Annotated in this window: 18 protein-coding genes; 17 read left to right on the top strand and 1 reads right to left on the bottom strand. The window is 47.8% G+C overall.

Annotation, left to right across the window (positions count from 1 at the left end):
- The first annotated feature begins 16 nt into the window (after window positions 1–16).
- From C2U43_RS12245 to C2U43_RS12165, 17 genes are all read left to right on the top strand, one after another.
- Entirely contained in the window at window positions 17–955 is a 939-nt protein-coding gene (locus tag C2U43_RS12245) for a major capsid family protein (protein ID WP_071446437.1), read from the top strand.
- 3 nt (window positions 956–958) lie between these two features.
- Window positions 959–1,213, top strand: coding sequence for a hypothetical protein (locus C2U43_RS12240; RefSeq protein WP_071446438.1), 255 nt, complete (start codon window positions 959–961; stop codon window positions 1,211–1,213).
- Between the two features lie 9 nt (window positions 1,214–1,222).
- Window positions 1,223–1,582: a DUF4054 domain-containing protein gene (locus tag C2U43_RS12235; RefSeq protein WP_071446439.1), complete on the top strand. Its 360-nt coding sequence runs from the start codon at window positions 1,223–1,225 to the stop codon at window positions 1,580–1,582.
- A 121-nt stretch (window positions 1,583–1,703) separates the two neighbouring features.
- On the top strand, window positions 1,704–2,177 hold the full coding sequence (locus C2U43_RS12230; protein WP_071446440.1) for a hypothetical protein: 474 nt from the start codon (window positions 1,704–1,706) through the stop codon (window positions 2,175–2,177).
- Window positions 2,174–2,527, top strand: a complete 354-nt coding sequence (locus C2U43_RS12225; RefSeq protein ID WP_071446441.1) for a hypothetical protein — start codon at window positions 2,174–2,176, stop codon at window positions 2,525–2,527. Before C2U43_RS12230 ends, C2U43_RS12225 begins: the two co-directional genes overlap by 4 nt.
- Window positions 2,527–3,309 (top strand): phage neck terminator protein, encoded by a 783-nt coding sequence (locus C2U43_RS12220; protein WP_071446442.1) that lies wholly within the window; start codon window positions 2,527–2,529, stop codon window positions 3,307–3,309. The genes C2U43_RS12225 and C2U43_RS12220 overlap by 1 nt, the downstream gene beginning before the upstream one ends.
- A gap of 27 nt (window positions 3,310–3,336) precedes the next feature.
- Window positions 3,337–4,668 (top strand): DUF3383 family protein, encoded by a 1,332-nt coding sequence (locus C2U43_RS12215; protein ID WP_233899616.1) that lies wholly within the window; start codon window positions 3,337–3,339, stop codon window positions 4,666–4,668.
- A 2-nt stretch (window positions 4,669–4,670) separates the two neighbouring features.
- Entirely contained in the window at window positions 4,671–5,099 is a 429-nt protein-coding gene (locus tag C2U43_RS12210; RefSeq protein ID WP_008324353.1) for a hypothetical protein, read from the top strand.
- Window positions 5,100–5,148: 49 nt separating this feature from the next.
- Window positions 5,149–5,577: a hypothetical protein gene (locus C2U43_RS12205; RefSeq protein ID WP_226999269.1), complete on the top strand. Its 429-nt coding sequence runs from the start codon at window positions 5,149–5,151 to the stop codon at window positions 5,575–5,577.
- Between the two features lie 127 nt (window positions 5,578–5,704).
- Window positions 5,705–7,762 (top strand): tape measure protein, encoded by a 2,058-nt coding sequence (locus tag C2U43_RS12200; protein WP_071446445.1) that lies wholly within the window; start codon window positions 5,705–5,707, stop codon window positions 7,760–7,762.
- A gap of 10 nt (window positions 7,763–7,772) precedes the next feature.
- The gene (locus tag C2U43_RS12195; protein ID WP_071446446.1) at window positions 7,773–8,039 is read left to right on the top strand and encodes a DUF4282 domain-containing protein; all 267 of its coding nucleotides are present in this window, start codon (window positions 7,773–7,775) and stop codon (window positions 8,037–8,039) included.
- An 82-nt stretch (window positions 8,040–8,121) separates the two neighbouring features.
- Window positions 8,122–8,736, top strand: coding sequence for a phage baseplate protein (locus tag C2U43_RS12190; protein WP_071446447.1), 615 nt, complete (start codon window positions 8,122–8,124; stop codon window positions 8,734–8,736).
- Window positions 8,737–9,075 (top strand): phage baseplate plug family protein, encoded by a 339-nt coding sequence (locus C2U43_RS12185; protein WP_071446448.1) that lies wholly within the window; start codon window positions 8,737–8,739, stop codon window positions 9,073–9,075.
- Between the two features lie 69 nt (window positions 9,076–9,144).
- Window positions 9,145–9,351: an HP1 family phage holin gene (locus tag C2U43_RS30055; RefSeq protein WP_050547389.1), complete on the top strand. Its 207-nt coding sequence runs from the start codon at window positions 9,145–9,147 to the stop codon at window positions 9,349–9,351.
- 19 nt (window positions 9,352–9,370) lie between these two features.
- Window positions 9,371–9,871 (top strand): lysozyme, encoded by a 501-nt coding sequence (locus C2U43_RS12175; RefSeq protein ID WP_171845824.1) that lies wholly within the window; start codon window positions 9,371–9,373, stop codon window positions 9,869–9,871.
- A complete protein-coding gene (locus tag C2U43_RS12170; protein WP_071446449.1) occupies window positions 9,868–10,401 on the top strand; it encodes a DUF2514 family protein in 534 nt (177 codons plus the stop codon). The genes C2U43_RS12175 and C2U43_RS12170 overlap by 4 nt, the downstream gene beginning before the upstream one ends.
- A 322-nt stretch (window positions 10,402–10,723) precedes the next feature.
- Window positions 10,724–12,127, top strand: coding sequence for an ISNCY-like element ISKpn21 family transposase (locus tag C2U43_RS12165; RefSeq protein ID WP_001567368.1), 1,404 nt, complete (start codon window positions 10,724–10,726; stop codon window positions 12,125–12,127).
- 28 nt (window positions 12,128–12,155) lie between these two features.
- On the opposite strand, the gene C2U43_RS12160 is transcribed toward C2U43_RS12165, so the two are convergent.
- Complete coding sequence (locus C2U43_RS12160; protein WP_001567369.1) at window positions 12,156–12,788, bottom strand: DUF6904 family protein; 633 nt, start codon at window positions 12,786–12,788, stop codon at window positions 12,156–12,158.
- Window positions 12,789–12,851 lie beyond the last annotated feature (63 nt).

Genomic DNA, 12,851 nt, shown 5'->3' with positions numbered 1-12,851 from the left:
AGGGAACCTCCGAAATATGAATGAGAACTATTTAGCCGCGTTGATGGCGCAGCTTTTTACCGAAGCTCAGGTAACTGGCGTAATGCAGGGAGTTAACACCGACGAGCAAGGGCTAATTTTTGCCCGCGACCTGATTTCCATGTCTAAAGATGTTTACATGGAAGAAATGCCCGCCCCCGTAGCGTTAACCATGTTCCAGCAGGAGCCAGGGATTAACGAAGGGGCTAAGTGGGCGGGGTATCGCATGTACTCGGCACAAGGTATGGCAAAAATCATGGCGGCATTCGGTACTGATATGCCGATGATGAGCGCTAAAGGCCGGGAATACTTCGCGCTGATGTACGATATTGGCCTCGGCTATGGCTATACCTATAGCGACGTTATGGCAGCGGCAATGTCAGGTACGCCGCTTGATAACATGCTGGCGCTGAATACCCGCGAAGCGCATGAGCGCACAGTTTCTAATCTGTTGTGGCGTGGCAATAAGGAATACCAGATTATCGGTTTTATCGAGCATCCGAATATTCCTCTGGTAGCAGTAGCCGGTGCATGGGCGACGACTGACGGTGATAAAATTTGCGATGATGTTTCAGCAATTATCGCTGCAGTGAACACCACCAAAATCTACGAAGTAAATGAGTTCCATATGCCGTCTAAGGCATGGGCGCGAATTCAGGGGCTACGCCTTAGCGGTACGCTCGGAACAGTCCTTTCATTCCTGCGAACTTCTTACCCGGAAGTGACTTTCCGCAAAAACTCCGATCTGGATGATGACGGTATTTGTATCGCGCTGGCGAATAACCGCCGCCACTTCGCACAGGCTACCCCGGTATTGTTCCGTCAGTTGCCAGTGCAACGTAGTGGGCTTGACCTGTCTATTCCGTGCCTGTCGCGCTCCGCTGGCGTAATCGTCCGTGCGCCGCTGGCTGCTGCTAAATCTTCTAAGGTGGTTTAAGTCATGACTGAGAAAGGGAAAAAGTTTCTAACCAACACCACACAAGCGCCGATTCATATCGGTGCCAAAAACAGCGAAGGGACTGTTATCACTATTTCCATTGCGCCACTTGAGGCGGTAGCGGTTGACGCTGCGACACTGGCTATTGGAGGTGTTAAGCAGTTTCTTGATGAAGGCTGGTTAAAAGAAGTTTCAGCCGCAGACGCCGAAAAGCTCAATAAAGAGCACGATGGCGTAGTTGAATCCGACGACGAGTAGGGGCACAGCATGACGGTAAAAGATTGGCTTGCCATTCTGCTACCGGGGTTATCACTTGATGAGGGCGCTATTAGCGCCCTTTCTTCTCAATGTGAGCGGCTATACGACCTTCGAGCCGCAGCGGATTACGGTTATGACGTAGAGCGCCTCAAAGCTCTGTATGTTGCCGCTAATCTCGCCCCGATAGCTGTTGAGGGAATAAGCGCCAGTGTTCGCGGGGTGGCAAGCCGCCGTGAAGGGAAAGTAGCGATGACCTTTACTGAGTCAGCACAAAAGGCGGGCTGGCAGGGTACAACGTGGGGTGAGGAATTCTCAGACGCTATAGGCTCATTGTCTGGTGGTTGTATTCTCATCGGTCATGCCGATTAGCAGAATATTATCCTGATAAATGCGATTGGCTAGCCTTGGCGCCCACGGTAGAAAAATGGTTAAAACACACTTTCGCAGATGAATATTCCAGATTTTTAAAAATGAATTCGGAGTTTGATCTATGCGTGGCGGTGCAACGTTAGATACAAAGGGTTTTGACCGGGTTTTACGCCAGCGAATCAAGGGATTGGCAGGAGTAAAACTGACTGTTGGTATTCACCGGGGAAAAACCAATAACGGCGTTGATGTGGCGCTTTATGGGGCATGGAATAACTTTGGTACTAAAAACGCGATGGGCTGGGAATTAATACCCGAACGTCCGTTTATGAGATTTGCATCAGACCGCATTGCCGACTGGATGAGGTCAAACGAGTACAGAGATATTTTACGTGACGTAGCGCTTGGAAGAATAACACCTCAGCAAGCTATAGCCAGAATCGGCGCTAAAGCCGTGTCGATTACCCGCAAGACTATAGCTGACTCCGCACTATACAAACCTAACTCAGATATCACCATCGCCCGGAAAGGGAGCACTAAACCGCTGATACACAGCGGGGTACTCATTCAGACCGTAAATTACAGGGCTTTTTTATGAGACGATTAATCCAATACTGGCAACCACTCCCCATTGAAATTGTGGGCGGCATGGTTCGCCAGGCATATTCAGAACAAAAAACAGCATTCCTCAGTATGCAACCAGTAGACGGTGGTAGCTCATTTAAGACGTATCTTGCGTCTCGTAAGCCTCAAGACCATATGGAAGCTATAGGGGAAGCCGATTTAACAGTAACCGAGGAAGGCGAACATAACGGCGCTATCGTGAATTGTGCTGGCAAATATTATGAGGTGATACAACGTCAGGAATGGCAGAACGGCGTCATTAGCCACTACGAATATTTGTTATTTGGCATGAAAGAAAAAGACGCATTAGCGCTGGTGGAATAATGAGTATCTATACGGTTAAATTAATGACCGTTGCGGGGGAAGTCGATTATTCAGATTACCATGTTGAGAAGGCGACTTTTACCGACAGCGGAAACAGCAAAGAAATTTTATTCACACCATATAACGGGCGAGATCCATCGTTCATTACTTCGGTTATTCTGGATGATGGTGACGGAAATAGCATTAACATCCCGGCAAATTTCCGTCTTGATGTGGGAAATGTCGTTAAGTTTCCCAAAGGGACGTTAAAAGAGACTGACGCTCAGGCAACACCATTGATACTAAGTGGAGCACCTTATCTTGCTATGGTTCGGCTTCGCCAGGCATTTCTTGAGCTAGCAGGCGATAAACCACTATACGCCCAGCAAAAGCTACCAGAACCTAAAGACCCATTTACCGCCATTCATTTGCTTTCGTCAGCGCGTGAGCCGCAGCCGTTCGCCAAAACTTGGGACGGTGAATACAGGGTGTATCACTATAACTGTGCCGCTCAAATTATTGCGATTCGCTCATCTGACGACGCTCAGGCATATCTCGAAAACTTTCTTTATGAGGTCGATTCAACTGAGGGGGAATTCTGGCAGTTTGATAACAACTGTTCTATTGACCGCTCAGGCGATTTCGAGAATAGCTCACCTCTAATTGATAACCTCGTTTATCAGCAAATGGCACAGGTGACATTAACCCTGCAATTTGTTTTCCAGCACTACAAAAAAGAGCGCTGGATTGATAGCGCAACGGTGAAAGCGAACGAAGTGACGTTCCATATCAAGGGTGCATAAATGGCGAATTTAAGCAGGCTTTTTAGTGTGAAAATTGGACGGCAAACAACAGCCGCCCAATATGGCGTTTTCGGTGTGGGGATTATCCTTGCACCGGGCGCGGCGTTTTTTGGTTTGAAGTATTCGACCTATGAAAGCGCAAAAGTAGAAAATTTCAAAGACCTGTACCGGGTTTACACCAGTGCTGATGATGCGATTTCTGACGGCGTGAGTGGTGATAACCTGCTGGCGGTTCAGGCTTATTTTTCGCAGAGTCCATCACCAGACACACTCGTTGTAGGCGATTTTTCCGCAGCCTACAGCAAGACCATGATTAAATTGACTGATGTTCCGGTTGTTGGTGCTCCAGCGGGCATAAAAGCGACCATTGGCTATGTAAAGGGCGATGAATATCGTTATGCGAAATTTAACGGCACAGCATGGTCAGGAAGCACAGGTGTAGCGACTGATATCGTTGCTGATTCTGGTGCGGCAGGTCAGTTTCTTGTTGATGGGCGCATCGTTTATCTGGAAGGTGCGGAAGTCGTTCACAAATCATCTGTTGTACTGTCGGCAGCAGTCAGCCAGGCAATTGCAGCCATAAAGAACCAGTACAATAAGTTCTTCATGCTCATGACCCCATCCCGCGACCTTTCAATTCAGAAAGTGATTGCTGACTGGACTGAATCGCAGATTGATAAAATGGCTGTATTTATTGATGACTATTCATCGCCAACATGGGCGACGGACAACATCACCAAATATATCTGCGAAAAAAATATTGCAGGTTCGTTCGCCGTATCCACCAAACGAGAAAAGAACTTCCTTGATGCTGCTCTGGCTGGTCGCTGTCTGGTTATGCAACCGGGCTCAGAAACATGGGCGCTTAAGACGCTTAACGCCGTGCAAGCCGATGACTTTACCGAAACCGATTACCAGAAAATTAAGGCATTCAACGGTAACACCTTCGAGGATTACGGTTCCGGCATCACGGTAACTTATCCGGGTACGTGTGGTGACGGTGAGTCGATTGAGGTTGTGCGCTTTGCTTACTGGCAGGCTGACCGCATGCAAAAAGACCTCGCAACGCTCTTTGTGAACCGTAACAAAGTTGGTCACGACATGCCGGGGTATGAAGTCGTTTGTAACAAAATGGAAAGCTCGCTTAAAGCAGGTCAAACTGCTGGCGGTATTCTGGAAAACTTTACCGATGAAAACGGTGATTATGTCCGTGGATATGAGGTTATCCGTCCAACAATGGCAGAAGTCAGCGCGACCCAGCGCATCAAAGGCGACCTGACCGTTAAATTCAGATTCTATCTTCGCTATGCCATCAAGCATGTAGATGCTGTTGGTACCGCACTGACCTACGGGATTTAATTATGTATTTAGGCAATATGTCCTCAAAAGACTGGCTGATTACTGTAGGCGTTGTCCCGGTAATTGGCCTGGCGAAAGACAGCAATATCATCGTTGAAGTACCGGACGACCAGATTACTGTTTCATCCGGCATCGGCGGTGACTGGTCATTTATTGAGAATCCTAGCGAGGAAGGCTCAGTAACATTCACCACGCAACGTAATTCCCCTGTAAATACCGCGCTGGCGCTGATGCAAAAAACAAAGGCCGTCATACCTGTAACCGTAACCAATACACGCAATCTTTCCGTGCACCGGCTGGGCTATGCGATGTTTGCCCGTCAGCCGTCTGATGGTGCAAATAACGGCGTCGGAGCGCAAACACTGGAATGGAAACTCCTGACGGGCGAGCTTGATTCAACGATTCTTGGGGTGAATTTAACCAATGGATGATTCAATCAAACACATAGAAATTAACGGGCAAAAATACTGCATCATCCGTATGAGCGCCTTTGATGCAGTTCACTTCAACTTGCGTGTAGCTGAAATTCTGGCGAAACATGGTATCAGCCAGGTAGAAAGCATCCTTTCTATGTCGTCGAAAATCTTCGGTATGCTCAACCGCGAAGACCACGACGAATTGCTGTTTACGCTGCTTTCAAAGTCACGCGCCCAACTGGTGGATAACGGCGAATTTCTGGATTCTTGGGACGCAGTTAACACCAATTTCACCGCAGCAAACATTGCTGATGTGTATCTGGTGGCGCTTGAGTGCCTTAAATTGTCCATTCTTCCGGTAACAGCAGGGTTAAAAAAAAATATTGGGCTGGACACAGCGGCAACAATGCAGGGAGCCATGCGGCAACTGTTCAACGCCTTGCTGAAAACCTTGACCGAACCATCCGCACAGAGCTCGTCATCTGGCGAGTGATTGAAAGCGGCCTGATTAGCTACGACGCCGTAGCGTCAGGCCGCGTCTCCTTCGATTCCATTATGAGAGCCTCCGCCGTTATCCAGTTCGATAACGCGGTTCAACACGCGCTTAGTAAGGTGAAAAAATGACAGACCAGTCAGCCGATCTCGTAACGAAAATTGACGTTATCCCCGAACTGGAGGGATTAAACAGTTTTGACGCAGCCATAGAGCGCGCAATTGCCAAAGTAAACCAGCTTGACGCAGCCATTAAGCGCGTTAACAACCTGAAACCCGCCAGCCCATATGCGCCAGCCAGTACCGCCAGTGCGCCATCTGTAGCAACAACGGCAGCAGTAGCGACAATAGCCGCCACAGGCGCAAATCTGGTTAGCCGGACGCCATTAGCCGATACAGTTAGAAAAGAGGCTCAGAAGGTCGCACGTGCAGCCGTAGAGGGTACAACCAGCGGCCTGATGGATAAAATCAGTATCCCAGCCAATAATCTGTACCGGCTACCGCATAATAATGAGTTTGGCGGCTATCTCCCGCCGCCTCGCGCTGGTCGGTCTACTTTACCGCCTCATGTAGACTCTGGATTTTCTTCTGGTCGGTCTGGTGGTGGAGGCATAAATATACCTACGCCGGGTAGCTCTGGCTGGACAGCAGGTCGCGCTGGTGGTTTGGCAGATCCAAATGCCGGTAATCCCTTCTTAAAATACGATACTTCAACAAAAAGTTTTTCCGGCGAACCGCTGGAGGCGAAAAAGAAACCTGTTGCAGAGGGTGTAGAGAAAGCGACACGCAATCCATTTGGTGTTGATAGCATGCTGGCGGGCGCGGGGCTGACGGCAGGTATTGTCGCCGCTGGTAATGCTCTGGCTGATAGCCTTGATTCTATCCAGCGCCAACAGGCACAGATTGCACGACTGGCGCAGACTACAGGGGATGCAAAAGAGGCATTTTTTGCCCTTAACGCGGCGGCAAGCGACGTTAGAAGCGACAGCGGGGCGTTTATCTCCACCTATACCAATATGGCAACAGCGACACAAAAATTAGGGTTGTCGCAGGAAAGAACAATAACCGCAACACAGGGGCTTGTTGGGGCGTTGCAATTAGGCGGGGGCAGTGCTGAGGCAGTCAATGCAGCGCTTTATCAGATGGGGCAAGCATTTTCATCAGACCGTTTCGGCGGCGATGAATTCCGCTCATTCATGGAAGCGATAGGGACGATGGCACCGAAAGTAGCGGAGGCGTTTGGTACAGACGTTAAAGGACTCCGTGAAATGTCAGAAAAAGGGAAGCTGACCTCAGAAACCATGATTAAAGCCTTTGAAAAGCTGGCGGCGAGCAACATAGATTTGTTGAAAAAACAGGGCTGGACGTGGGGACAGACAATGACAGTCATGAAAAATGACTGGCAAGCCTTCTTAGCTCAGGCAACCATCGGCGGCGAATGGCAAAAATTTACCGATTGGGCGGCAAATACCTTAATTCCACTGGCGAGGAAGGCCGAGAAAGAAGTTGCAGAGTTTTGGTCTACCCTGGCTGATGAAAGTAAAACAGCTATTCTCATTGGGATTCTTGGCGCTGTAGGTGCGGCATTTACCGCGCTGGCAATTCCGGTTATGGCGGCGCTTTGGCCTTTCCTCGCTATTGGCGCGGCTGTGTGGCTGGTTTATGAGGCTTTTGTTGAATGGAAAGCCTGGTTGAATGGTGAAGGTGGAACCATCTTTGATAGCTTATTCGGTAGTTTTGATGAATTTGAAAAACGTTATCCAAATTTAATATCGGCTCTCCGAACCATTGTTAGCTTGGCAAGCAAAGCAGCGATAAGCGTTAATTCAGCGACAAAAAACGATAAAAGTGACGGTGTTTTCACTGATGCGATTGAAAGTCCGTTGTCAGCAGTAGTGAATGGCTTGTATAACTTAACACCATTAGCCACCACATTTAGAGCGCTAAGTGGGTTAAATGATATGTTTGACCTGAATCCTCTACCGGACATAGAAAACACACTTGGTTTAATGCCTTCTCCATCTACAGCAGGGAATCAGACCATTAGCAACAGTGGTAATAAGACCACGCACATTCATGTTAACAGTGGCAAGGAAGCCGCTGAAACTTTGAATAATATCAATGATACAGGAAACACCTACGGGAATATTGATGGTAATATTGCAGAATCGACGGGCGCGAGATAAGGAAGATGCGATGCCAAAAAATGAATTTAAAAACTTTGCAACATTTGAAACATTGATTACGCCAAAAATCATTACGATTGTATATTGGCTCGCTACGATACTGCTTATCGCAGGTACTATTCTAAGCTGGTTACAGCAGAGAGAAGGGGTAAGTATTAGCTTTGCTGTATCACTTATCGCGACAAGAGTTATTTTTGAGTTGATTATGGTTTCATTCAAAAATAATGAATACCTTCGTAGAATCTGTGAGGCAGCAGAGGAAAAGAAAGCGGAGTAATCGCCAGCGGTCACGCAATGTTACCCACGCCAATAAGGTGTGAAAATCCCCTCCACGTAGGGGATTTTTTTATGGGGTTTTCATGGCTGACGGTATGGAGGGTGCAATATCAGCACCACGTGACCAACGCGCAGTAATGGTGTTTGAATCCGGCGTTACAGTGTCACTAAGGCTAAAGACCAGAGAAGGGTTTGAAGCGAAACGCACCATAGCTCAGGGGAAAGTCGAAACAGGTTATAAAATCTCTGACGGCACGGTAGACGATCCAAAGGTTGTATCTTTTGAAGGCATCATTACTGGTGCTGATTTACCTTATACATACGGACTACTTTATACAACGCAAAACATGATTTGGGCGATGAATCAGGCTCAGCAAATCATCGCGGCTTATGAGTTAAAAGAGTTTGTATCAGTTTACACATCGTTTATGGCGATGCCTCAAAGCGTTATCCAATCGCTAAACATCGAAGCCGTACCTAAGAAAAATTGCTACACCATCAAACTGACCGCGCAAAAAGTCGAAACGGTAACATTCCAGCGTTCGCGCAATAAATCAGCACAATCAAAAACTTCCAATCCGGCAGGGAAGGGGACAGTTGCCGCAGGTAAGAAAAGCGCCGCGCCTGTTGATGCAAAAAAGGAACCTCAAAAAGTTTTCGCGCTTGAGAAGATGCGCCGCATGCTGGGAGGCTCTTAAGTGCAGCCTGCTTACTACGAAATCAACGTAATCCCATCCATAGCAGACCAGGAATTTACATCATCTCTGAATGGCATGGTTTTGAACATGCGATTGTTCTATGCGACCACAACAAAACTATGGTGGTTGGAAATATCTGACGCTGACAGGGCAGTTACACTGTCACAAATTTGCTTGCGTCCGGGTGTCTGGCACAGGCTTAGCGGGAAAATACCAGGTTATGCCGGGGCTGGCGCGGTCGGTGTTGCGCGTTTACGTCCTAATGAGCCTTTTGGCGATGTGTATGCTTTTGCTGGCAATTTTGGCCTTTTCTTTTATGACGAAACGGAGAGTGATTAAGTGAGGATTCTTAGACAAATAAAGGCGGCATTGCCATCTGGAAAACTAGCCGTTGTAGCTGTTTTGTTTATGGCTCTGGTATTTGGTGCATTTAAGTTTTGGGACTGGATTAAATACCGCGTAGGAGTGATTACAGTCGCAATGGCAATGTTATCTCTAAATGAATGGGCGGTATTAACGGGTATTTTCTGCACGATAGGAACTTTTTTTGTCAACTGGTATTACGAACATAAAAAGTTTTTACGTTCAACAACCAGAGATATTAATTGTGAATAAAAGCAAACTAAGCGCGGTAATGCTGGCACTTATTGCAGCCGGGGCAAGCGCTCCTGTGATGATGGCACAATTTCAGCATGAAAAAGAAGGTACAAGTCTGACAGCATATCAGGACAAAAGCCGTGGAATCTGGACTATTTGCGGCGGTGTGACTTACGTTAATGGAAAGCCGGTAATCAAAGGCATGAAATTAACGCGTGAGCAATGCGACAAGATAGACAAAGCTGAACAGGCTAAAGCGCTGGCATGGGTAGATAAAAATGTCCATGTGCCACTAAGTGAACCTCAGAAAGTTGGCATTGCATCATTTTGTCCGTGGAATATTGGTCCCGGTAAATGTTTCTCATCAACGTTTTACAAAAAGCTAAATGCCGGAGACAGATTCGGGGCATGCGCAGAAATAAAACGCTGGGTGCATGACGCCGGGCGTGATTGCCGCATCCGTGAGAATAATTGTTACGGTCAGGTTATCCGACGAGACCAGGAATCTGAATTAACGTGCTGGGGTTTGGACAAATGAAAACCAGATACACGCTTTTAACTGGTTTTTTGGTTGCGTCAGTTTTATGCGGGACAGGTTATGTAATTCACCAGCAGGCTTATGAGGCTGGAAAACAAGCGGAGCGTAAAGACTGGCAATTTGAATGGTCAAAACGCGATGAAGCTGACAGAGCCGCGCAACTGAAACAGGAAAAGGAACAACGTAATGAAGAATTGCGCCGTCACAAAGAAACACAGGAAATCGTCAATAACGCTGAAAAGGAAAAACAAAAAGCCCTGGCTGATGCCGTTACTGCTAACGATGCTGCTGACAGGTTGCGCGGAGCAATTGCCAATATCAGGCGTGAACTCGCAGCCAGTGAAACAAGCCGCATTTCCGCAGATGCCGCCAGAAGGCAGACAGCCGCCGAAACCGCAAGTTTGCTTGCCGACCTGTACGAAGAATCTGACCGCCGCGCGGGAGAAATCGCTAAGTATGCTGATGCAGCCGCAAGCGCCGGGAGCGTCTGCGAGCGCACCTATGAAGCAGTAACGCGATCTGTTGAGTGATCGAAACGGATCAATTAATGCCCGTATGTGATTGATAAAAGGGGTGATGAAATGAAAAGGGCGGGGCTGTGATGTTGGTCGCTTGTTTGTAGTTGCATTAGAAGTGAACTACATATACGATGAAAGGCATGGGAGAGAAGGCTTTCTCTGTTTTAACGTAGATTACAAGCGACTTACGCGTTACGCCACGCCATTTAACATAATATACATTATGCGCACTAACGTTGTAATGGCTCAATAGTAATGTCCGCCTGTGGCTCAATTCAGATGTCCGCGCTATGGTAAGCTTCACTGGTCCGTTTAAACTACCGGGAGGCATATCATGAGCGCAGAAAGCTCAGGAGTGTTTACTTTGAAAGAGATCAACCGGATCAAGATTATACAGGACGTCATTGAACGTCGCATCACAACGCGCCGTGCGGCCGAGCACCTCGGTATCAGCGACAGGCAATGCCGCAGACTTCTTGCCCGTTACCGTGAAGGCGGACCGCTTGGTATGGCCAGCAGACGATGTGGCATGCGTGGTAACCGCCAGTTGCCACCCGGGCTCGCAGATCAGGCTCTGGAACTGATCAAGACGCGTTATGCTGATTTCGGTCCGACTCTGGCGCGTGAAAAGCTCGAAGAACTCCACGGACTGTTTCTTGGCAAAGAAACTGTCCGGCGCATCATGGTGCGGGCTGGCTTATGGGTTCCCCGTAAACAACGTGCCGCAAGGATCCCTCAACCACGGTACCGGCGTCCGTGTACTGGTGAGCTGATACAAATAGATGGCTGTGATCACGACTGGTTTGAAGGCCGTGGCCCGGCCTGCACCGCGCTGGTCTATGTTGATGATGCAACCAGCAAACTGATGGAACTGTTGTTTGTTAAATCGGAGTCCACGTTTTCTTACTTCGAAGCCACGCGGCGCTATATCGATAAGCATGGTAAACCGCTGGCACTGTACAGCGATAAAGCCGGTGTTTTTCGTGTTAACAATAAACACGCCACAGGCGGAGACGGGCATACTCAGTTTGGGCGAGCCATGCATGAACTGAACATCCAGACTATCTGTGCAGAAACCAGTCCCGCCAAAGGGCGTGTAGAACGAGCTCACCTCACTTTACAGGATCGTCTGGTCAAAGAGCTGCGGTTACAGGGCATTTGTTCAATGGAGGCTGCAAATGACTTCGCTGAGGCCTATATGGCTGACTATAACCGCCGTTTTGGCAAAGTACCGCGACATGATTTTGACGTACACCGTGCTGTAGAACATGATGAGGACCTGGGGCTTATTTTCACTGTTCGTGAAAAACGTAAAGTCTCAAAATCGTTGACGATACAATATGATAAAATGTTGTACCTGATTGAAGACAGCGAACTGAGTCGCCGTGCAATAGGTAAATATATCGATGTGTATCACTATCCTGATGGCAGAAAAGAGCTGCGCCTGAACGGTACGCTACTTCCCTACTCTACCTACGACCGACTGTCAGAAATCGACCAGGGCGCGATTGTCGATAACAAGCGTCTTGGCCGAACCCTGGAGTTTATCAGTCTGGTGCAGAGCAAGCGGGATAACACGCGCTCTCAGTCAATTCCCGCTGGAGATGGCCCTTCCCGACGACGGCCAAAGCAGGAAGGGAAGAAATCCCAGCGCTCACTGGATAATGATGACATGCTCGAAGCACTCAAACAGCTTCAGTCACGTTCAGAGGACATTTTTGGTAAAAGAGCCCGCTGATGGTACTCACTGGCCGGACAGTGGTTGCTCACCAGTTGATATTGTCCGGCCAGACCCATGATGTATTATTCATTTCGTTCAGCATCTTTATGTCCTGCTTTTCACGGGCATACTTACCCCATAATGAATGAAAAGAACGAACAATACTGATTAACTGCTTTTTTCTTTGCTCCGGAGATAGGCTGATAAAATAGCAGCACCTGCTGTCAATATTATCCTCAATGAAATTAAAATCAGAGTCTGATGCATATTTTACTGTTAGCATAATATCATTCGACGTTGTTCTCTCAGACTCTGTTAATGCTGATTCTATCAGGTATTCAAAGGCATACATGACAGACAGCTGGTTTTTGTCTGTCTGAATATAACCCATTGAGTTTCTGAGTATTGAGGACTGTACCAGGACCAGAGGCCATAAAAGCTCAACACCATAAAGCTTATATGTATCATGTTGATCATACTGATGTTGCTCAACACGACGATTACCTTCCCGTGCTTTACGAATATCATAGGCAAGGGATAACATAAATCCGTCTTTAACTTTAATCAGTGGGCTTTCATCCACGATGTAATGAATGAGTTCATGTAATTCATTCAGGGCTTCTGAATCTCCCCACAGTATAAAACCTGCATTGTTCGGCGTTAACTCGTATCGAAGCATGGGCTCAATCATCCTGTTGTTTCAGTCGGAGGAAAGTCTATCAGTAAAGAGAATGAGAGATCA

The sequence above is a fragment of the Citrobacter freundii complex sp. CFNIH9 genome, assembly GCF_002903305.1.
In the GTDB taxonomy this organism is placed as follows: Bacteria; Pseudomonadota; Gammaproteobacteria; order Enterobacterales; family Enterobacteriaceae; genus Citrobacter; species Citrobacter portucalensis.
Note: the sequence above shows the minus strand (reverse complement) of the source record. Positions and strands in the feature narration are given on the sequence as shown.